At 64.3% G+C, this 21,340-nt stretch carries 20 protein-coding genes; 15 read left to right on the top strand and 5 right to left on the bottom strand.

Annotated features, from left to right (window positions below; genetic code table 11):
* Positions 1-44: 44 nt before the first annotated feature.
* From HPO_RS10915 to HPO_RS10880, 8 genes are all read left to right on the top strand, one after another.
* Complete coding sequence (locus HPO_RS10915) at positions 45-236, top strand: YnbE family lipoprotein (RefSeq protein ID WP_035598353.1); 192 nt, start codon at positions 45-47, stop codon at positions 234-236.
* A gap of 26 nt (positions 237-262) precedes the next feature.
* Entirely contained in the window at positions 263-613 is a 351-nt protein-coding gene (locus HPO_RS10910) for a YdbL family probable chaperone protein (RefSeq protein ID WP_035598352.1), read from the top strand.
* Between the two features lie 135 nt (positions 614-748).
* On the top strand, positions 749-979 hold the full coding sequence (locus HPO_RS10905) for a hypothetical protein (RefSeq protein WP_035598350.1): 231 nt from the start codon (positions 749-751) through the stop codon (positions 977-979).
* Positions 980-1,078: 99 nt separating this feature from the next.
* Positions 1,079-1,726, top strand: coding sequence for a histidine phosphotransferase family protein (locus HPO_RS10900; RefSeq protein WP_035598348.1), 648 nt, complete (start codon positions 1,079-1,081; stop codon positions 1,724-1,726).
* Between the two features lie 87 nt (positions 1,727-1,813).
* A complete protein-coding gene (locus tag HPO_RS10895) occupies positions 1,814-2,179 on the top strand; it encodes a response regulator (protein WP_035598345.1) in 366 nt (121 codons plus the stop codon).
* A 69-nt stretch (positions 2,180-2,248) separates the two neighbouring features.
* Positions 2,249-3,085, top strand: coding sequence for a CheR family methyltransferase (locus HPO_RS10890; RefSeq protein ID WP_035598342.1), 837 nt, complete (start codon positions 2,249-2,251; stop codon positions 3,083-3,085).
* An 86-nt stretch (positions 3,086-3,171) separates the two neighbouring features.
* Complete coding sequence (mnmA, locus tag HPO_RS10885; protein WP_035598339.1) at positions 3,172-4,356, top strand: tRNA 2-thiouridine(34) synthase MnmA; 1,185 nt, start codon at positions 3,172-3,174, stop codon at positions 4,354-4,356.
* Positions 4,356-4,907 (top strand): chloramphenicol phosphotransferase CPT family protein, encoded by a 552-nt coding sequence (locus HPO_RS10880; protein WP_035598336.1) that lies wholly within the window; start codon positions 4,356-4,358, stop codon positions 4,905-4,907. Before mnmA ends, HPO_RS10880 begins: the two co-directional genes overlap by 1 nt.
* Positions 4,908-4,918: 11 nt before the next feature.
* Here the strand turns inward: HPO_RS10880 and HPO_RS10875 are convergent, their stop codons facing one another.
* The 3 genes from HPO_RS10875 to carB form a co-directional block, all read right to left on the bottom strand.
* Positions 4,919-5,980 (bottom strand): mitochondrial fission ELM1 family protein, encoded by a 1,062-nt coding sequence (locus HPO_RS10875; RefSeq protein ID WP_035598332.1) that lies wholly within the window; start codon positions 5,978-5,980, stop codon positions 4,919-4,921.
* A 29-nt stretch (positions 5,981-6,009) separates the two neighbouring features.
* The gene (gene greA, locus HPO_RS10870; RefSeq protein ID WP_035598329.1) at positions 6,010-6,483 is read right to left on the bottom strand and encodes a transcription elongation factor GreA; all 474 of its coding nucleotides are present in this window, start codon (positions 6,481-6,483) and stop codon (positions 6,010-6,012) included.
* Positions 6,484-6,553: 70 nt separating this feature from the next.
* Positions 6,554-9,832, bottom strand: a complete 3,279-nt coding sequence (gene carB / locus HPO_RS10865) for a carbamoyl-phosphate synthase large subunit (protein WP_035598327.1) — start codon at positions 9,830-9,832, stop codon at positions 6,554-6,556.
* Between the two features lie 267 nt (positions 9,833-10,099).
* On the opposite strand from carB, the gene HPO_RS10860 reads away from it, so the two are divergent.
* Genes HPO_RS10860 through HPO_RS10850 form a run of 3 tightly spaced genes read left to right on the top strand, consistent with a single transcriptional unit; the run spans position 10,100 to position 13,039 of the window.
* Positions 10,100-10,546, top strand: a complete 447-nt coding sequence (locus tag HPO_RS10860) for a hypothetical protein (protein ID WP_241767900.1) — start codon at positions 10,100-10,102, stop codon at positions 10,544-10,546.
* Positions 10,543-11,766 (top strand): hypothetical protein, encoded by a 1,224-nt coding sequence (locus tag HPO_RS10855; RefSeq protein WP_035598325.1) that lies wholly within the window; start codon positions 10,543-10,545, stop codon positions 11,764-11,766. Before HPO_RS10860 ends, HPO_RS10855 begins: the two co-directional genes overlap by 4 nt.
* 1 nt (position 11,767) lies before the next feature.
* Complete coding sequence (locus HPO_RS10850) at positions 11,768-13,039, top strand: hypothetical protein (protein ID WP_035598323.1); 1,272 nt, start codon at positions 11,768-11,770, stop codon at positions 13,037-13,039.
* 189 nt (positions 13,040-13,228) lie between these two features.
* Here the strand turns inward: HPO_RS10850 and HPO_RS10845 are convergent, their stop codons facing one another.
* Positions 13,229-13,573, bottom strand: coding sequence for a YMGG-like glycine zipper-containing protein (locus HPO_RS10845; RefSeq protein WP_035598320.1), 345 nt, complete (start codon positions 13,571-13,573; stop codon positions 13,229-13,231).
* A 71-nt stretch (positions 13,574-13,644) separates the two neighbouring features.
* A complete protein-coding gene (locus tag HPO_RS10840; RefSeq protein WP_035598484.1) occupies positions 13,645-14,379 on the bottom strand; it encodes an MBL fold metallo-hydrolase in 735 nt (244 codons plus the stop codon).
* A gap of 112 nt (positions 14,380-14,491) precedes the next feature.
* Between HPO_RS10840 and HPO_RS10835 the strand changes: the two genes are divergently transcribed.
* From HPO_RS10835 to HPO_RS10820, 4 genes are all read left to right on the top strand, one after another.
* Positions 14,492-15,460, top strand: a complete 969-nt coding sequence (locus HPO_RS10835) for a M48 family metallopeptidase (RefSeq protein ID WP_051612530.1) — start codon at positions 14,492-14,494, stop codon at positions 15,458-15,460.
* 395 nt (positions 15,461-15,855) lie between these two features.
* Positions 15,856-16,455, top strand: a complete 600-nt coding sequence (locus tag HPO_RS10830) for a TetR/AcrR family transcriptional regulator (RefSeq protein WP_051612529.1) — start codon at positions 15,856-15,858, stop codon at positions 16,453-16,455.
* 89 nt (positions 16,456-16,544) lie between these two features.
* The gene (locus tag HPO_RS10825; protein ID WP_035598477.1) at positions 16,545-17,735 is read left to right on the top strand and encodes an amino acid aminotransferase; all 1,191 of its coding nucleotides are present in this window, start codon (positions 16,545-16,547) and stop codon (positions 17,733-17,735) included.
* A 928-nt stretch (positions 17,736-18,663) separates the two neighbouring features.
* Positions 18,664-21,318 carry a M1 family metallopeptidase gene (locus HPO_RS10820; protein ID WP_051612528.1) on the top strand — a complete coding sequence of 885 codons (2,655 nt, stop codon included), beginning with the start codon at positions 18,664-18,666 and terminating at the stop codon, positions 21,316-21,318.
* The last annotated feature ends 22 nt before the right edge of the window (positions 21,319-21,340 follow it).

Below are 21,340 nucleotides of genomic sequence, written 5' to 3'. Positions count from 1 at the left end.
CGGGCATGTCATTGTCCGCCTGCAATATGAGGAGTTTTCGCCTTATGAGGTTCCAGCCAGTCATACTTGCCGCGGCAGGGGCCATCGCCCTGTCGGCCTGCACGCACGTCGTGAAGCTCGAGCCGTCGGACAAGCCCATCAAGATCGACCTTAACGTCAACATCACGCAGGAAGTGCGCATCAAGCTGGACCGTGAAGTGTCCGACCTGATCGCGAACAACCCTGACCTGTTCTGATAGCCAGGTCCCCTGGGGAGATACACATGACCATTCTTCGTACTCTGATCCTCGGCCTTGTTCTGGTGTTCGGTGGCATCACGGCCAGCCAGGCCTTCGCGCAAGGCGACCCGCAGATCCAGACCGCCCGGTCAACCGGCGTCATCGGCGAGCGTATCGACGGCTATCTCGGCGTGGTCGGCTCGGCTGACGCTGAAATCGTCCGCAAGGTGCAGGACATCAACAACCGCCGCCGCGCCCTCTATGAGAGGACGGCGGCTGAAACCGGCACAACCGTTCAGCAGGTCGCCCGCATCGCCGGCGAGAAGCAGCTCGCCGAGCGCGTCCAGCCGGGTGAGTTCTACATGGACGAGTCCGGTTCCTGGAAACGGAAGTAAGCTTCGGCAACAGCATGGCCCCGGATGGCGAAAGCCGTCCGGGGCTTGCCTTTTCGGGCGCCAGGCTGTCCATCCGGTGTCCGGAAATGTCCAAAATTGTCCGGAACTATCCGGACCTGTCCTGGTTATGACCCCATGTCGCTCCGCCTGATCTTCTGGATTGCCGCCGCTTTTGTCGCCCTGGGCGCCCTGCTCTGGGGCCTGGCCATTTTCTGGCAGGGAATGGGAATCGGCATCAGCGGCCATGGCTGGTTTGCCTTCATTCTGGGCGGCGTGTTCACCCTGGCGCTCTCGATGGGTCTGTTCCTGCTGACATTCCACAGCGCCCGCCATGGTCACGATGATATTGATGGCCCCAGCACCTGAGCCTTTGGGCTGTTACCGGAGTGTCATCGCTCATTTGTTGACAGTCCCGGCGGCTCACCTGATCCTGCAGCACATGCTGACAACACACGGGCTGAACCAATGAACCTCGATCATGCGCGATTTGCCGCGTTCCTCTCCGCGCGGCTCTGTCACGACATCGTCTCTCCTGCAGCCACGATGTCGCTCTCGCTGGAAATGCTCGACAGCCCCGGCAGCGCCGAGGAAAAGGAGCAGTCCGAACGGATGCTCCGCGAAGGCGCTCATGGGGTGACCGCAACGCTGCAGTTCCTGCGCTACGCCTTCGGTTCGATGGGCCTTCAGGCCGGCACCGCAGATGTTCATCAGTTCAAGAAGCTGACCGACGACTATCTCCGCTTCCAGAAGCCCAGCATCGACTGGGATCTGGGCGCGCCCGAGCTCAGCTTTGCCGAAGCCCGGCTGATCATGAACCTCGTCATGGTCTGCCTCACCGCCACCGTGCGAGGCGGGATCATTCATGTGAATGTCCGCGAGGACAACGGCCAGAAGACGCTGACACTGACCTGCAAGGGCGACCGGCTGAAGCTCAAGGAAGATGTGGTGAAGGCCCTCAAGGGCGATGAGCCAGACCATGGCTGGCGCCCGGAGAATATCCAGCCCCTGTTCGCCAAGCTCACCTGCGACAGCCTGGGCGGCACGCTGCACGCGCGCCAGATGGCCGATGGCACCGTCGTGTTCATGGCCACCGGCCTCAAACCTCAGGGCTGATCCCGCCCGGTCAGGCTTTGTTAACCCGCTTCAGGCAGGCATGTGGCCGGTTAGCCGCATTCCCGCCCATCCGGAGCCCCGCCGCCCATGCGCACCTGCCTCATCGTCGACGATTCCCGCGTTGTCCGCAAAGTGGCCTCCCGCATCGTCCGGGATCTCGGTTTCTCGGTCACCGAGGCTGGGGATGGCGCTGAAGCGCTGAAAATGTGCCGGGAATCCATGCCCGATGCCATCCTGCTGGACTGGAACATGCCCACCATGAATGGCATCGACTTCCTGCGCGCGATCCGCCGGGAAGAGGGCGGCAAGGTGCCGCGCATTGTGTTCTGTTCGATTGAAAATGATCCCGAACACATCAATGAAGCCCTGCGCTCCGGCGCGGATGAATTCATCATGAAGCCATTTGATGCGGACATCCTGGAGAGCAAATTCGCTGAAGTTGGGCTGATCTGAAGCCTTTCTTAATAAAAAGCGGCCTAACGGTAACCTTTGGGGCGCCCGCGCCTCGTGGCGGAGCAGGATATGCAGGAGACGGTGTTCAACGTGCTCGCAGACCTGGCCTTGAAGGCCACGGGTCAGGCGATCTCGCCGTCACGCGCCTATCTCATGGAAGCGCGCCTGGCCCCGCTTGCCCGCCGTGAAGGCTTCGGCACGCTGGCAGATCTCGTCCATTGCCTGGAATCCCGCCAGAATCCGGTCTTCCGCAATGAAGTCGCCTCGGCCCTGCTGACGCATGACACCTGGTTTTTCCGGGAACGCGCCGTCTTCGACACCGTCATCAACACCATCCTGCCCGAGCGTCTGGAGACCACCCAGTCCGGCCGCCTGCGCGTCTGGTGCGCCGGGGGCAGCTCCGGCCAGGAGGCCTACTCCCTCGCCATGCTGCTGGAGGACGAGCCCGGTTCCAGCCTGCGCAGCGCCAAGATAGAGATCCTCTCGACCGATTACTGCAAATATTCGACCGAAAAGGCCCGTCTCGGCGTCTATAATCACTATGAGGCCCAGCGCGGCCTCTCGATCTTCCGGCTGATGAAACACTTCAACCGGATGGACAGTGGAGACTGGCAGGCAAACGAGACGATCCGTTCCCGTGTCAGCTTCCGCCAGCACAACCTCATGGAAACCGCCTCGGGCCTCGGCAAGTTCGACCTGATCTTCTGCCGTCATGTCCTCTCGGGCATGTCCAAGGCCGCGCGGATGCGCGTCGCCGAAGTCCTGGTGGCCCAGATGGCGCCCGGCGCCGTCATCATTCTCGGGGAAGGGGAAACCTTCCAGGGCCTCACCGAAAGCCTCGAACCCGCCCGCGACATCCGCCAGGGCTGGGTGGCGGCAGGCACGGCGAACCGGGCAGCGGCCTGAAGCCTCTCGCATTTCCGCGCCGGAACCGTTATATCCCCCACCAACCAACCAGCTGCTCCGGGCCTTGACCCCGGTGGGAGTGAGAGATGACGACCGATACCGCTGCGTGGCCCGCTGGCCGCGTCAATTCGCTTGGCTTTGCCAAGCCTCCCCATGAAACCCGCGTTGTGGCGGCCATGTCTGGCGGCGTGGACAGCTCCGTTGTGGCCGCGATGCTGAAAGCCGAAGGCTATGACGTGATCGGCATCACGCTGCAGCTTTACGATCATGGCGCAGCCATCGAGAAGAAGGGCGCCTGCTGCGCGGGCCAGGACATTCACGACGCGCGCAACGTGTCCGATGCCATCGGCATTCCCCATTATGTGCTCGATTACGAATCCCGCTTCCGCGAGCAGGTGATGGAGGATTTTGCCGACACTTACCTCTCCGGCTCCACGCCCATCCCCTGCATCCGCTGCAATCAGACGGTCAAGTTCGCAGACCTCCTCGCCACCGCGAAGGAACTCGGCGCCGATTGCCTCGCCACCGGCCATTACATCCGCCGCGTGGACGGCCCCGATGGGCCGGAGCTTCACCGCGCCCATGATGCCAGCCGCGACCAGTCCTATTTCCTGTTCGCCACCACGCGCGAACAGCTCGATTTCCTGCGCTTTCCGCTGGGCGGTCTTCCGAAGACGGAGGTTCGCGACCTCGCCGAGAAATTCGGCCTGCAGGTCGCCGCCAAGCCCGACAGCCAGGACATCTGCTTCGTGCCCGATGGCTCCTATGCCAAGGTCGTCGAAAAGCTGCGCCCCGGTTCGGGTCGCGGCGGCGAGATCGTGCATCTTGATGGCCGCATCCTCGGCAATCATGACGGCGTCATCCACTACACCATCGGCCAGCGCCGGGGCCTTGGCGTGGCCACCGGCGATCCGCTGTTCGTGGTGAAGATCGACGCGCCGAAACGCCGGGTCATCGTTGGCCCGCGCGAAGCGCTGATGACGCGCGGCCTGCTGCTGGAAGAACTCAACTGGCTGGGGCAGGGCAGCCTCGAAGAAGCCGCCACCCAAGGCGCGCGTGTGCTGATCCGTGTGCGGTCCACCCGTCCGCCCGTGCCCGGCTGGCTCGGCTATGAAGACGGCGCCCCGGCGGTGTTTTTCGATGCGCCCGAAGAAGGCGTCGCGCGCGGCCAGGCGGCTGTGCTCTATGACCCCGATGGCGGCACCCGCATCCTCGGCGGCGGCTTCATCGCCCGGCCCCTGCCGGCCGATGAACGCGTGGCGGCGGCCTGATGCCGGCTATCGTTGTTCTCAACGGCACCAGCAGCGCGGGCAAGTCGTCGCTTGCCCGCGCTTTGCAGCAGGCTGCCGCAAGGAATTTGCTGCATGTGCAGATGGACGCTTTCCTTGGCATGCAGCCGCGCCGGTTGAATAATCATCCCGATGCGTTTGTGTTCCGGCCTGTCGAGGGCGCTGATCCGCCGGAGATCGCCATTGAAACAGGGGCTTTCTGCCAGCAATTGCTAGACGGTATGCGCCGGTCAGTCAAAGCCCTTGCCGATGCGGGGCTGGATCTTGTCGTGGACGATGTCTGGCTGCAGGGGAGTGAGCAGCAGGCCTACGAAGCGCTCCTCCGTGAGCATACGGTTCATTTTGTCGGGGTGTACGCCTCGCTTGAGGCCTGTGAGGCAAGGGAGCGGGCGCGGGGAGACCGGGACCTGGGCCAGGCGCGCTGGCAGCACGCCAGAGTGCATGTAAATGCGCGATATGATCTTGAGGTCGACACCACTGAAGCCACGCCCGCACAGGCCGCAGAGGTCATTGCAAAAAGGTTTGAACTCTAGGTTCCAGTGGCTCAGCTGAGCCAGTCCGGCGCCTTCACGCTGCCTGAAAAGCTCGGCGGCGGGTAGCGCTCCAGCAGCTTCTCCACGATGAGATCGGCCACGCGGTCTGCCTCCCGCAGCGGTTCATACGACCACTGATCAAGCTGGCCGCCAAACCAGCGGGCAACCCCGCGCTGGATCAGGCTGTCATGCAACCGATCGAACTTGTCAGCGCGCCCTTCCAGCCGCGCGATATGCACCGGCAGGCCATGCCAGGCGGCCTCCGACAGCATATTCGAGCTGTCCTCGGTCACGATGGCCGCATTGGAGAAGAGCAGCCAGGCCAGATAGGGGTTGGGCCCGTCCTGCGGCCCGGCCCAGAAAGCGGCGCCGATATCGCCCGCCATCTGGCGGAAGCGCGCGGCAACCGGCACCGGCGTGCGCCGCGAACTCGTCAGCCGCAGGCGCCAGCCATCGGCCGCCAGCGCGCGCATCTGCCCTTCCAGCCGGTCAGCGGCGGCGTTGGTGAAGGTGTGCACCCGCGAATCCCCGCCCAGGATCACAATCGCAGACCGGCGCGTTTCATCGGCAAGGTCGGCAAAGGCCTGCGCCGCTTCTTCCAGCGCCTCGGGCGAGAAATAGGCCGGCGAGCCCACCGTGCGCACCACATTCGGCCCGCTCACCGCGTCATGCTCAGGCACCACCAGCAGGTCGAAGTTCGACGGGTCCACATAAGGGTCCAGGATCTGTACCGTGAAGGTTTTCCCGCCCGACGCCGCGCGCGCATATTTCGTCATCGGCGCCGAGCGCCGCCCGGCGGCAATCCAGACTGTCGGCCAGGGCGGGGTCAGCAGCGCGCGCTGATCCTTCGGCAAGGCGTGCAGGAGGGAGGGCCACCGGTCCGCCGGCAGCCAGCGCCAGGGCGCGCGGGGGGTAAGCACCAGCGGTTCATGCCGGTGGGCCTCTCCGGCGATGTGCGCAATCTTCATCCAGCGGCTGGTCGCGCCCAGCGCCGCCGTCAGCGCGCGCACCTGCGCGGCATTGCCGGCGCGGCCATCAGAGACCGCCCAGATCGATGGGCCGAGGGAGGCCATGCTGGCCGGTCCTTTGTCTGCAGTTGGGCTTACTTGTAGACGACCTTGATCACTTCATAGGCGCGGGCGCCAGCGGGCGCGGCCACTTCGGCCTCGTCGCCTTCTTCCTTGCCGATCAGGGCGCGGGCGATGGGGGAGGTCACAGAGATCTTGCCCTGTTTCACATCCGCTTCGTCTTCGCCGACGATCTTGTAGGTCTGCTCTTCCTCGGTATCGACATCGGCAATCGTCACCGTGGCGCCAAAACGCACCTTGCCGCCGCTGAGCTTGCTCACATCGATCACATCGGCGCGCGCCAGCTTGTCGTCGAGCTCGCTGATGCGGCCTTCGATGAAGCTCTGCTTCTCCTTGGCGGCATGGTATTCAGCGTTCTCCGACAGGTCGCCATGCGAGCGGGCTTCGGAAATGGCCGCAATAATGCTCGGGCGCTCAACGGATTTGAGCACCTTCAGTTCGGCCTGAAGCGCGGCATGGCCTTCAGCGGTCATCGGAATGCGTTCCATCGAGAGTATCCCTCATTCTTAGCGGCAAAAAACGTTGTCGCAAAAATCAAGGGCGTCAAGTGGGAGCCATTCAGGCGCTTTGCAAGGCGCGTACGGAGATTTCCTGTGATTTCATGCTGGCAATGGCTTTGACCGCTGCCAGAGACGCTGCGAGCGTTGTAAAATAAGGAATTTTTCTGGCCACCGCCGTCCGGCGAATGGACGCAGAGTCCGACAGCGAGGCGGCCCCTTCGGTGGTGTTGAACACCAGCTGCACGTCTCCGTTGATCATCGCGTCCACGATATGGGGCTGGCCTTCCAGCACCTTGTTGACCCGTTTGACCGGAATGCCCTTCGATTCGAGATGGTCGGCCGTGCCGCTGGTCGCCAGGATGGTGAAGCCAAGCTGGGCGAGGCTGCGGGCGGCTTCTTCGGCGCCCTTCTTGTCGCTGTCGCGCACGGAGATGAACACGGTGCCTTCTTCGGGCAGGCGCACGCCGCCGCCCAGCTGGCTCTTGAGGAAGGCCATGCCGAAATCATCATCCCAGCCCATCACTTCCCCGGTCGAGCGCATTTCCGGGCCAAGCTGCGGGTCAACGCCGGGGAAGCGGGCAAACGGGAACACCGCTTCCTTGATCGCGATCCGGCGCGGGCGGGCGTTGGAAAGGTCAAAGCTGGAAAGCGCTTCGCCCGCCATCACCTTGGCCGCAATGCCGGCAATCGGCGCGCCGACAGCCTTGGCCACGAAGGGCACGGTGCGGCTGGCGCGCGGGTTGGCTTCCAGCACATAGATCTCGTTATCCTTGACCGCGAACTGGATGTTGATCAGCCCTCGGACGTTGAGCGCCATGGCAAGCTGAGCGGCCTGCTCGGCCAGGCGTTTCTGCAGGTCAGCCGAAAGCGTGAAGGGCGGCAGGGCGCAGGCAGAGTCGCCCGAATGCACGCCCGCTTCCTCGATATGCTCCATGATGCCGGCCACGTGCACGGTCACGCCGTCACAGATGGCATCAACATCCACTTCGATGGCATCGGCCAGATAGCGGTCGATGAAGAGGGAAGCGTCGCCTGAAACCTTCAGGGCCTCGGCGGCAAACTTGCGCAGGTCTTCATCATTGCGGGCAATTTCCATCGCCCGGCCGCCCAGCACGAAGGAAGGCCGCAGCATCACCGGATAGCCAATCTCGTTGGCCTTCACCTCGGCCTCTTCCACGCTGCGCGCGGTGCGGGAAGGCGCCTGCTGGATGTTCAGCTTGTCGAGCAGGGCCGCAAACTGTTCGCGGTCTTCGGCGAGATCGATGGACTCCGGGCTCGTGCCCAGGATCGGTACCTGCTCATGGAAAAGCGGGCCTGCCAGTTTCAGCGGCGTCTGCCCGCCAAACTGCACGATCACGCCGGCGAGTTCACCGGCGGACTGCTCCACATGGATAATCTCCAGCAGATGCTCGATGGTCAGCGGTTCGAAATAGAGGCGGTCGGATGTATCATAGTCCGTAGACACCGTTTCCGGGTTGCAGTTCACCATGATGGACTCGATGCCAAGGTCTTCCATCGCGAAGGCCGCATGGCAGCAGCAATAGTCGAACTCGATGCCCTGGCCGATGCGGTTGGGCCCGCCGCCCAGGATGATGGCTTTCTTGCGCGAAGAGGGCCCGGCTTCACATTCTGCGGCCGCCTGGCCGAAGGGGGCGTGCTCATAGGTGGAGTAGAGATAAGGCGTCTTGGCTGCAAACTCTGCCGCGCACGTATCAATCCGCTTATAGACAGGGCGCACGCCAAGGCCGTGGCGATGGGCGCGCACGCCGTCTTCGGTATTGCCGGTCAGCTCCGCCAGGCGCTTGTCGGAGAAGCCCATGGCCTTGATCTCGGTCATGCTGGCAACATTGCCCGGCAGGCCGTTGGCCACGATCAGGGCTTCGGTCTTCACGATCTCTTCGATCTGGCGCAGGAACCAGGGGTCAAACGAGGTGACAGCCTGCACGTCTTCCACGCTCAGCCCCATGCGGAAGGCCTGCGCAATCACGCGCAGCCGGTCGGGAGACTGGATGCCGAGCGCCTGGCGCAGCGCGCTCTCGGTTTCGAAGGGCAGTTCATTGAGGCCCGAAAGCCCCGTCTCCAGCGAGCAGAGCGCCTTCTGCAGGCTCTCCTGGAAGCTGCGGCCAATCGCCATTGCTTCGCCCACGGATTTCATCGCCGTGGTCAGCACAGGCTCGGCGCCCTTGTATTTCTCGAAGGCAAAGCGCGGGATCTTGGTGACGACATAATCAATCGTCGGCTCGAACGAGGCGGGCGTCACGCCAGTGATGTCATTGTCCAGCTCGTCCAGCGTGTAGCCAACGGCAAGCTTGGCGGCGACCTTGGCAATCGGGAAGCCGGTCGCCTTGGAGGCAAGCGCCGAGGAGCGCGACACGCGCGGGTTCATCTCGATGACGACAAGGCGCCCATCCTTGGGGTTCACCGCAAACTGCACGTTGGAGCCACCGGTCTCCACGCCAATCTCGCGCAGCACCGCGATCGAGGCGTTGCGCATCACCTGATATTCCTTGTCCGTCAGCGTCAGGGCAGGGGCCACGGTGATGGAGTCGCCCGTGTGCACGCCCATCGGGTCGATATTCTCGATCGAGCAGATGATGATGCAATTGTCCGCCGTATCGCGGACCACTTCCATTTCATACTCTTTCCAGCCGAGCAGGCTCTCGTCGATCAGGATCTGGGCGTTGGGCGAGGCGGCCAGGCCCGAGCGGCAGATCTCTTCATACTCTTCCACATTGTAGGCAATGCCCCCGCCGGTGCCGCCCAGGGTGAAGGCCGGGCGGATGATCGCGGGCAGGCCGACCGTTTCCAGCGCGTCCATCGCCTGTTTCAGGCCTGTCAGGCGGTCATAGCGCTTGGGCTTGCCCGGTTCGGCGGGCAGCTCTGGCGAGGCGATGATCGCTGCGCGCGGGTTTTCCAGGCCCAGCCGGTCCATCGCCTCGCGGAACAGCTTGCGGTCTTCGGCCATCTCGATGGCCTCGGCCTTCGCGCCGATCAGTTCGACGCCGTATTTCTCGAGGATGCCGGCATAATGCAGGTCCAGCGCGCAGTTCAGCGCCGTTTGTCCGCCCATCGTCGGTAGCAGCGCGTCCGGGCGCTCGGCCTCAATGATCTTTTCGACCACTTCGGGCAGGATCGGCTCGATATAGGTCGCGTCCGCCAGCTCCGGATCGGTCATGATCGTGGCGGGGTTGGAGTTCACCAGGATCACCCGGTACCCCTCCGCCTTCAGGGCTTTGACAGCCTGAACGCCGGAATAATCGAACTCGCAGGCCTGGCCGATAATGATCGGGCCGGCGCCGATAACGAGGATCGAGGAGATATCTGTGCGCTTGGGCATGGGTCGTGGTCTCCTCACAGGCGGTCAAACGGCTGCCCGATAGCAGGGAGTCGGGCGCGGGGGCAAGGCGCAAGGTGCGCTCAATACCCCTCTTCGGGGGGAAGCGCTGCGTCTGGCGCGGTGCTACGGGCTGAAGCGGAGGAAATCCAGATGAATCACGCGCGTTTCGTTCCGCTTCTGCCCGGTCTTATCGCCGCACGGGCCCGGAAGGGGAACGCAGGCCGCCGATCAGGTGACATCTGCCAACTGCTTCAGGAGGGAAGACCCATGAAAACCACGTTCGCCGCCGCCGCCCTGGCCCTGCTTCTGGCCGCCTGTGACAATGCCCCGGCGCCCGCGCCCGCCGCAGACGCCCCGGCCAGCACAGTGGACGCCGTCAGGCAAGCCCCGGCCGAGGTTACGACCAACCTCTTCATCCTCTACACGCTGAAAGAGGGCGTCAGCCCCGAGCAGTTCGAGGAATGGGTGCGCGTCACTGACCAGCCGGCCATGCGCAGCCTTGCCCGCGTCCAGTCCTTCCGCACCTACCGGGCCGAGCGCCTGCTGATGGGCGAGGGCGCCCCCGGCGTCGCCTATATCGAAGCCTTCGCCATCCCCGACCTCGATGGCTTCACCAATGAGGACATGGCCGGCGAGACCGTCCAGGCCGTGATGGGCGAATTCATGGGCTTTGTTGAGGCGCCCCAATTCATCATCGTGTCGGAAGTGGAATGATCGGGGCGGTCGCATACCGCCTCGCGGCTCTGTGCCTGCTGGCCGCGCCTCTGATAGGCGGCGCGGCCCAGGCCGAAGCAGACCCCTGCGAGACGGTGCATCTGCCCAAGGCGCTGGAAGCCAGCCTGAGGCAGACCAATACCGCCGAGCAGTTTCAGCAGGCATTGACGGAAATTGACGGGCAGGTCTCCCGCTGCCCGGACCATCCCTGGCTGAACATGATGGGCGCGCTGATGGATATGCGCGCCTATGATGTTCTGGTGCGGGGCAACAACAACCAGGTCAACCAGTCAGCGGTGGACTACCTGATCCGCGCCTATGGCCGGTCCAGCAAATACATCGCCGTGCAGTCTGAAGACCGGCAAGACCGTTTCGGGGTCCAGGCCGGCGCGCAGAGGGGAAACCTCACCTACAGCGCTGCGGCCGATAACCGGAAAGCCATCATCACGGCGCTCATGCAGATTGCAAAGCTGGGCACGGTGCATCCCTATCTCGCGGCCGAAGCGCCCCCGGCCTGCAATGGCTGGATCGCCTCGGACTCCCAGACCGTCGCCTATGCCATGAAGACAGAGGCAGACCTGATTTTCCGGCCTTTCCTGGAGGCCGCAGCAAAGTCGTGCAGCACGGATCAGACCCGTAAAAACGACACCCCGGCCGGCGCTCTGGCTTATTCCTACACCAATCTTGTGCGGACAGGGGCGATCACCGATCCGGCGCAGGTCAGGGATTTGCTGCTTGCCGCGCGTGCGGCGCGCGACACCTATTTCGAGATGAATCACGGCCAGTTCGGCATCCTGTTATCGAAGATCACCTCTGGCGAACTCGACAGCCAGTTGCGCAAGCATGGGGTTGATCCGCAGGCGGGTCTCCTGCCTCGGGATCAGTGGTTCGCGGGTAAGCGCATGAGCGGCGATGAGGTGAACTTCACCCTCGCCTGGACCCTCAGCGATACATGGGCCGGTCTTGCTGCCGAGATGGCGGCAGGCACAAAAACACTCGCGGAGGCTGGCACGGCCTATACGAATTTCGTTTCCGGCATCGTGGCCGAAGGCCGCGCCGCCGGGCTGGAGGCCGAGACGCGCGCCGCCATCCTCTTTGCCCTGACCAATGTGCAGGAAAGCCGGACGCGCGCGCATACGATGGATGGCTACGATCTTCCGCCGCCCTGGCTGTTTGACATGCTGAAGAAGGTTTATGGGCCCCAGAAAGCGGAGGAGTAGGATGCAGCCTTGTTTCAGAATCGCCGGTCTCGCCTTCGCGGCAATGCTCGGCGCTGCCCCGGCGCTGGCTTCGCCTGCGCCTTGCGGCCCGGATCGGATTGTCAAGGCTGCCACGGCCTATAACGCGCTCGGCGAGTCGCCCGTCCAGGCGGCGCTTGCCGGCCGCACGCCGGTCACCGATGAAGTCTTTGCGGAGAAGCTCGCGGAGATACGTCTGGATGCCGGCCAATGCCCGCAGACAGGCTGGGTACGGATCATCGCTGCGGGCGCCGAGCTGAAATGGGTTGAACGGCTTGAAGCCGATACGCCTCCCGGCGAGGGCCGCAAGGCGGCGCATGTCCCGTATGTTACCCAAGCCATGGACCATATCCTCGCCGCCCAGCAGGATGCACCGAAATACCTTAGAACTGCGCAGTTCAATCTACGCTATGAAGACTGGTACGGGATCGTCAAAGAGGCCGTCAAATCCATGACCAGCTATGCGGAAGCAGGCCATGACGTTCATCCGGTCCTGACGGAGACGCGCCCGCCGCTCACGTGTAACGAGGTCACAATGGCGATGGCGACCGCCGCAGCGGCCTATGAGACGATTGGCCGGCCAGCTTCGCTGAAGCTGCTGGACCGACTGGCGGATGCCTGCCGCGGCTCCCAGGACAGGGCGCACTGGAGCCCCCTGGTCCAGCGCGCCAAGGCGATCACGCAGCAGGTTCAAGACAAGAAAATAGCCGGGAAGGTCGATGTCCATATCTACCTGCGCGGAGCGCTGCGCGATGTCTCGCAATATCTGGAAGGCAAATCGGCGCCCTTCGGTCTCTGGCAGACGCGGGATCAGGCGCTGCTCGACAAATTGCTGGACGAGCATGGCGTCAGCCGCGTCCTGTATGACCCGGACAGTCTGAAGCATGTTGCGAGGGAAGACTGGTTTGCGCCGGGCGTGATCGGCACCGAGTCGGCCAAGATTTCGGTTGCCCTGGAAATCAGCCGCAACTGGACCCCGAAAGCGGCCGGCATTGGCGCGCCGACCGTTGAGGAAACCGGGCCTGCCCGGTCCGCCTTCCTGCGCGCAGTCAGCGAGATGTCGGCCGAGGCAGATGCCGCCGGACAGGGGATCGCCGGACGCTTGATGATCAATGAGGCACTGGACCTTTTCCAGTCGGGGGATATCCGCACGACGGAAACAGCCGACCTGCCCGGTATGCCGGGCTGGCTGCATGACGTGCTGCGTAACACCAATCTCCGCAAGATTGCGGAGTTGGAGGGGGAAACGCCCTAGCCCGTCAACGGGCCTGGCCGGACTGCTCCATCCAGCGCCGGAACGGGCTCGGCCCTTTCATCGGCTCCTGCCGGTGAGGGGCGTCTTCATCTTTTGTCTGTGGACCGATCATGCTGGAAGCCCCGCCCCCGGATGAGGGGGCAGGGCTGTCGGCGCGCTCAGGTTCGCCGGAAGTGCGCCGCATGGGGCTTACCAGCGGCGGGCATCGTCGGGATAGCGGTCGCGCGCATCGACCACGCCGTCGCCATCGCTATCGTAATTGTACGGATCATAATTGGCGGGGCGGTTGCCCGTGCCGCAATCCCCGGCCTGGCTGCAGCCGCGGGCTGCGCCGGCAACGCCGCCGACTGCTGCGCCAATGGCGGCGCCGCGTGTGGCATTGCCATCGCCCACATTGTTGCCGATAGCAGCGCCGGCGGCTGCGCCAAGGGCGGCGCCTGCAGCTGCGTTGCGTTCTGCCGTGCCTGAAGAGGTGCACGCGGCCATGGCCAGCGCACTGGCGCCGATCGCAGCAAGTTTCACGTATCCGATCATGGGTCGTTCCTTTCCTGTTAGTGGATTGGAAACGCCGGCTTTCCGCATCGGTTCCTTAAATTACATGGAGTTCAGGTATAGCGCTTGGACAGGCGCTGCAGCATTTCATCGGCGTCGCCGCGCTCTGCGCCGTTATAGCCGGTCACCGCATCGGCCACGAAGGGGTTGTCCTGGCGTTCCTGGCCAAAGGTCGACATTGGCCCATGGCCGGGCACAAACCGCATCTGATCGCCCAGAGGCCACAGCTTGCCGGTGATGGAATCGATCAGCTGCTGATGGTTCCCACGCGGAAAATCCGTGCGCCCCACAGAGCCGCGGAACAGCACATCGCCCACGAATGCCAGCGCCCCGTCCTGATGATAGATCACCACATGGCCCGGCGTATGGCCGGGGCAGTGGGCTACGCCGAATGTGTTGCCGGCCAGGTCGAGTTCGTCGCCATCGTCCAGATAGCGGTCAGGCTGCACATTCTTCCCGTCGCGGATGCCATAGCGCGCGCCGCTGGCTTCCACCTCGTCCAGCAGCCACTGGTCGTCCTTGTGCGGCCCGATGATGGGGCAGCCGGTGCGTTCTTTCACGTCCATTGCCGCGCCCACATGATCAAGGTGCCCATGGGTCAGCCACACGCCGACAATCTTGACGCCGAAATGGTCGGCCGCCTGCATCAGCTTGTCCACCTCGCCGCCGGGGTCGACAAAAACGCCTTCCTTGGTCTCGGTGGACCAGATCATCGACGTGTTCTGCTGCAGCGGCGTCACCGGAATGATCCGGATCTCGAGTTTCGGGGCAGGGGCTTGTTCGGTCATGGGGGCAAACATAGCGATCCGGGCCCGCTTCGCAATGCGGCGCTTCCTGTCTTTTCGCCTGCCAGACGCTGGGTTAACTATTGCAGCGATATATCTTCAGGAGCGCCCGGCGATGCAGCAGTCCAGACAGCCCATACGGGCCAACGGCCTTGGAGACATCGGAGGGCGCGGCGGGATCATCCTAATCGCCCTCATCGGCCTCTTCATCTACTGGCAGTCAAACCAGAAAGAGGTGCCCTTCGCGCCCGGCAAGAAACAGTTCAACACCCTGTCGGTGGCTGACGAGATCAAGCTCGGCCAGCAATCCTATCTGCAGATCCTCCAGCAGGAACACAGCCAGGGCAACACCGTGCTCTGCGCCGATGAGGCCAGCTGCCGGGGCGATGCGCGCCGGCTGACGGAAACGGTTCGCGAAATCGGCGCCCGGCTGGAGCGCGCCGCGCTGGAACTGGAAAACGACTATCGCACGCAGGGCTACCGGATGCCCGGCGTCGTCGAACAGTTCGACTGGACCTATTATGTCGTGGACTCGCCCACCCCCAACGCCTTCTGCCTGCCGGGTGGCTATGTGGCGGTCTATACCGGCATTCTCGACATCACCGGCAATTATGATGGCCGCGTCACGCTGGAGGATGTCGCCGATGTCAACAAGCTCGCCGTCGTCATGGGGCATGAGATCGGCCATGCCCTGGCCCATCACGGCGCCGCGCGGATGAGCACCCAGCAGATGCTGCAGATCGGCCAGGTCGCCCTCGCGGTCGGGGTAGGGGATATGGATGCGGGCCAGCGTCAGGCGGTCCTGCAGGCTTTCGGGGTCGCTGCCCAGGGCGGCTTCCTTGCCTTCTCGCGCGAACACGAGACCCAGGCTGACAAGATCGGCCTCGATCTGCTCGTGCGCGCCTGTTACGATCCCCGCGAAGCGCCCGAGCTGTGGGAGCGGATGGGCGAGATCGGCGGCGGCCAGCGCCCGCCCGAATGGATGAGCACCCACCCGGCCTCCGCCACTCGGGCCGAAAACTTCCGCAAATGGATGCCCGAAGCCATCGCCGAATATGAGCGCCGCTGCGGAAAGCTGAACTGAAAACGGCCCCCGCCGCAAAGCGAGGGCCGCCAAGGGCCATTCCCCATCGTGGAAGCGCGCCGCCTTGTGAGCTTTGCCCTTCCGCCCTTAAAATATGAGTAATAGTGCCAGTCTGAACGTTTGATAACAATCTGCGCACGGCGCGTTCAGAATACTTTCCCGCCCGCCCGGGGCCCGTCATGCCCGCTCAGGCCGCTGGTTCAGCGCAAAAAAAAGCCGCGAAGGCTCCTCCTCCCGAAGCGCTTCGCGGCTGTGCAATGCAGTCCGTGCCGTCCACCGGCGTCACCCAGCCTGCAGTGTATCAAGTGAGCAGCGTGGGCCCCGTAAGACCCGCAACCAAAAAAGGTTACCCTTTTTACATACCACTGGTATGGTGAGACGCAAGAGGTGTGGGGATGCCGAAACGCACAAAAGAACAGGCGGCCGAAACGCGTGAAGCCTTGCTGCGCGCGGCCAGGGAATTGTTTACAAATCAAGGCTTTGCGGCGACCAGTATCGCCGCCATCGTCGCGGCTGCAGGCACGACCAAGGGCGCGCTGTTTCACTATTTTAGCAGTAAGGAAGACATTTTCCTCGAGGTCTGGACCGCGCTGCAGCTGGAAATGGACGCCGCCGCGCGTGACGCTGCCGCGGCCGCCCGCTCGAAAACAGACCCCTACGCGGCCTTTCTGGCCGGGTGCCGGGTCTATCTCGACTGGGCCATGCGGCCCGATTACCAGTCGATCGTCCTGATCGACGGCCCCTCGGTCCTCGGCATGGCCCGCTGGCATGAGCTCGATTTCCAGCTCGGCATGAACAACATGACGCGCGGCGCCGCCTATCTCGCCAGCCAGGGCCTCGTCCCGGAAGACCGCATCCGCCCGGCTGCTGTCCTGCTCCAGTCGGCCCTCAATGGCGCGGGCTTTGCCCTTGCCTCCAGCTACCGGGATGTCACCCGCGAAGAACTCTTCGCCGGCTTCGAAGCGATCGTGCGCGGCCTGAAGCATTCTGCATAATCCTCGCGCGCAGATGCCAGCGGGCGGGGTTTATTATGCGGCGGAAAGCCGATACGGGTCAGCGCGAAAGAAAAGGGAAGGCCCTCCTCATGTCGCATTTCTCGCCGCTCTCCACGCTCCCGCCCGACGCCCTCCTGGGCCTGATGACCGCCTACCGCGCCGATGAGCGCTCGGAGAAGTTCGATCTCGGCGTCGGCGTCTACAAGGACGAGCATGGCGAAACCCCGATCCTTTCCGCTGTGCGCAAGGCCGAGGCCAAGCTCCTCGCCGCCCAGACCACCAAGGTCTATGAGGGCCCGCGCGGTAACACCGATTTCTGCGCCCATATCGAGAAGTTCGTGTTCGGCGCCGATCATCCGGCGCTGAAGGAAAACCGCGTCCTGTCTTTCACCGCCCCCGGCGGCTGCGGCGCGCTGTTCCTCGGCGTCGGCCTGATGCGCCGCATGGGCACCCGCCGCGTCTGGGTGTCCAAGCCCACCTGGCCCAACCATCCCAACGTCGTCAAATCCCTCGGCCTTGAGGTCAAGGATTATGCCTATGCCCGCGACGGCGCCTTCTACAAGCTCGGCGCGCTGGCAGACCTCTCCACCGCCGAGCCCGGCGACGGCATTATCCTGCAGGGTCCCTGCCACAACCCCACCGGTATCGATCCGTCAACGGACGATTGGCGTGCGCTGGGCAGGCTCTGCCGCGAGAAGCGCGTCATCGCGCTTCTGGATGTCGCCTATCACGGCTTCGCCTCCGGCCTCGACAAGGACATGGACGGCGTGCGCGCCTTCATCGAGGAGGCCGGCGAAGCGCTTGTCTCCTATTCCTGCTCGAAGAATTTCGGCCTTTACCGGGAGCGTACCGGCTGCTTCCTCGCCATCGGCAAGGACGCCGAAGGCATCGCGGCGGCCACCACCCATGTTGCCGATATGGGCCGCGCCACCTGGTCCATGCCGCCCGCCCATGGCGCGGGCATCGTCGCCGCAGTGCTGGATGATCCGGATCTGCGCGCCGAATGGGAAGCCGAGCTGGCGGCGATGCGCACCCGGATGATCTCCCTGCGCACGGCGCTCTCCGATGCCCTGGTCAGCCATACCGGCTCAAACCTGCTCGCCGCCCTCAAGACGCAGAACGGCATGTTCTCGCAGCTGCCGATCTCGGCAGAGGACACCGCCAAGGCACGCGAAGCCGATGGCATCTACATGCCATCCTCCGGCCGCATCAACATCGCCGGCCTCCACGCCAGCGACATCCCCCGCCTTGCCGAAACCCTCGCGCGGTATCTCGTCTAGAAGTTTGGTGTTCCGCTCGCCGCGAAGTCCCAACCCCTCTCCCTCTGGGAGAGCGGGCACGCAACGCCTACTGGCGCGTCGGTCGTATGCTCCGTCCCATGATGAGTATCGCCTGCCTCAGCAAGGAACCAGCGCTCGCGGAGTATTCCGGGCTCATGCATCCGTTCTTCTGGTGGGTGTTCATCTGGCAGATGCGGATCGCCGCAAAACACCTGCAGGCCGCTGGCCGCAGAGGCGCGCTCATCCGCATCAGCTGGTGGGGCAGGGTGCGCGTCGAATATCTCGGCGACCAGAGGCCCAACCCTTCCGCCTACAGACCAGCACAGCCCAAACGCAAGGCGTGGGGTGATCCAAGCTGGTCCTCAGCGATCCCGGCTGGCCTTCTCCCTAAAGCGCGGCTTCTTTTCTGCCCCCGTGCTAACGGGGGCTTCGAGGAAAACGTTTGGCCTGCAAACGCCGCCAGAAGGAATGAACCGGGCCTGCGCCCTCACTGCGCGCCCCGACACCTCCTAGCCCCCACAATCCCCCCGAACTCAGCCCCATCCCCCGGCCAGCCCAAGCTGCGTCCGGCCAAGCGTGCTGCGCGAAATCCAACCCGTTCGCTCTCGTCCTCGTCACATTCGACGGGCGCAGCCCGTCTGAGTGCCTATCTCCCGCCACATCCCCAGGCGCGCGCCTCTCGGCCCGGAGATAGGCCCTCAGATGCGCGGCGCGCACCGAGGGCGACGACCCAATGATACTTCGGAAAAGCCGGCAGGGTCAGTTCCGGCTGATCCTGACCCGTCCCCAGCGCCCCCTTGGGAGGCTCGTCGCGAGCCCGAACCTAAAAAAAACCTGCAGGTCCCAATCCCCCTTAAACCATCGATCAAGGGTTCCCTCCCGCGCCTGATGCGGTATTCAGAAGAATACGGGCAGCCGGGGAGTATTCATGCGGTTTCTGATGGTGGCGATTGCGGCGGGCGTCTGCCTTCTGGGGGCCTGTGCCCAGCGCTCTGCCTGGACAGTCCCGGTCCAGCCTGTGGACGAAGCCGCCCTGGCGCGCGTGGCCCCGGCGGGCCGCCTGCCGGCCATGGCCCGGCCCAAGGCCTACCGCGTCGCTCTCGATCTCGATCCGCGCGAAACCCATTTCTCCGGCTATGTCGAGATCGATGTAGAGCTCGCCGCCGCCACCAATGGCATCTGGCTGCACGGCGATGATCTTGCCGTCTCCCGCGTCACGGCCACGGCCGGGGGCGAAACGGTCGAGGCGAGCTGGGCGGAAGTCCTCGATACCGGCGTCGTCTGGGTCGGTTTTCCCCGCCGTCTGCAAGCGCGCCGCGTCACGCTGGCGATCGACTATACCGCCGCCTTCGATACGGGCCTGGCCGGTCTCTTCCGCGTCGAATCCCAAGGCAACTGGTATGCCCTTGCCAAGTCCGAAAGCATTCAGGCGCGCCGCTTCCTGCCGGGCTTTGACGAGCCGGGCCTGAAGGCGCCCTTTGAAGTGGCAATCACCGTGCCCGAAGGCATGCACGCCATCGCCAACACGCCGGAGGTCTCCCGCGCGCCGGCTCAGCCCGGCTTTGAAACCATCACCTTCGCGCCCACCCGTCCGCTCTCCACCTATCTGCTCTCCACCGCCGTCGGCAATTTCGACAAGGTCGATCGCGCCCCGCTCCCGCCAAATGATGTGCGGCGCACGGAAATTCCGCTCACGGGCTATGCCCGCGCCGGGAAGGGGGAGGAGCTTGCCTTCGCGCTGGACCTGACGCCGGAAATGATGCGCGTCTTTGAGGAAATGCTGGGCCAGCCTTACCCCTATGAAAAGCTCGATATCATCGCCGCCCCGCAATGGCCCTCGGGCGCAACAGAGCTGGCCGCCGCCATCACCTATCGCGAAGGCCGCATTCTTGTCGGCCCCAATACCGGGCCGTCCCTCCTGCGCAGCGTCAAGGAAATCCATGCGCATGAGATTGCCCATATGTGGTTTGGCAATCTGGTCACGCCGCCCTGGTGGGATGATCTCTGGCTGAAGGAAGCCTTCGCCACCTGGAGTGAAACCGCCGTGCTGGAAATCATGGAGCCCCAGGGCAATCATGATCTGGCCGCCGTGGTCGATGGTATCCGCGCCATGTCGCTCGACAGCCTGCAAGGCGTGCGCGCCGTGGCAGAGCCGATCAGCCGCAATGAAGATGTGCGCAATGCCTATGACGCGATCACCTATTCCAAGGGCCAGTCGGTCATCCGGATGATCGACACCTATTTCGGCCCGGATGTCTTGCGCCCGGCGCTCGGGCGATACATTGCGCAGTATGCAGATGGTGAGGCCGACAGCGCGCGCTTCTATTCCGCCATCGGCAAGGCCAGCGGCCAGCGCGCCATCGGCACTGTCTTCGAAAGCTTCGTCACCCAGCCTGGTGTGCCGCTCGTCTCGGCCCAGCCGATCTGCAGCGGCACGTCTGCCAAGATAGAGTTCAGCCAGACACGTTATCGTCCCATCGGTTCGGAAATTACCCCCGGCGGCCTGTGGAACATTCCGGTCTGCGCCGCCTGGAAGGATGGCGCCAATACGGGCGAAGTCTGCACGCTGCTCAGCGCGCCCCAGCGCACGGTGGATGTGCGCGGCGCCATCTGCCCGGAAGTCGTCGTGCCCAATGCCAAGGGGGCAGGCTATTACCGGTTTGATCTGCCAGCGGAATATTGGCGCGCCCTGACGGATGATTTCGCCGCGCTTGAGCCGCGCGAGGCTCTGGTCTCCATCGACAGCGCCCAGGCCGCCTTCAATGCCGGATCGATGGGCGGGGCGGAGTATCTCGGCCTTCTCGAAGCCAGCCTCGCCCATCCACATGGCACAGTGCTGATCTTTGCGCTGAACGCCTGGGACGCGCTTCTGGCCCAGCTTGGCGAAGAGGCAGAGCCGGCAAAGGCCCGCGCGTCTGCCGCGCTCGCCCGGCGGGATGACCCGTCCGAGCTGGAAGCCGGGATGCGCCTGCGCGGTTTCCGGGCCGCCTCCCTGCACGAGCCTGAGGCCCGCGCCGCCCTTGTCGCCGAGGCCGATGCGTTCCTCTCAGGCACGGGCGAGCTCTCCAGCGACCTCTACACCTACGCCCTGCGCGCCGCGCTGGAGGAGGGGGGCACGGCGATGTTAGACAAGGTGCTCGCCGCCATCACCCGCCTGGACGATGCCGTCTTTCTCCAGGCCGCTGCCGACAGCCTCGGCAGCGCCGCTTCGCCGGATGATGCTGCCCGCGCGCTCGATCTCATCTATGAGGGCGGCATCAGCCAGCAGGTCACCTTCTCCCTCGCCCAGAGCCTGATGAACAATCCGGCCCACCGCGACAGGACCTGGGCCCGCCTCACCGGAGACTTCCCCGGCTTCACGGCCCGGGTGCCTTCCCAGCTGCGCCGCAACACGCCGCGCCTGGCACGGGCCTTCTGCGACCCTGCGATGATCCCGGATCTGGAAGCCCTCTTTGCCGCCGGCAGCCGCGACCTTGCCGGGCATGAACGCGCGTTGGGCGAAACGAAGGAATATCTGACGCTCTGCGCCGCGCAGAGAGAGAATGCCCGCGCGATGATCCTGCCTGTCCTGGCGCGTCCCTGATCTGTCCGGGACTGTCCGGAAA

Source organism: Hyphomonas polymorpha PS728 (assembly GCF_000685315.1).
Lineage (GTDB): Bacteria > Pseudomonadota > Alphaproteobacteria > Caulobacterales > Hyphomonadaceae > Hyphomonas > Hyphomonas polymorpha.
This window is presented reverse-complemented; position numbering and strand designations above follow the sequence as displayed.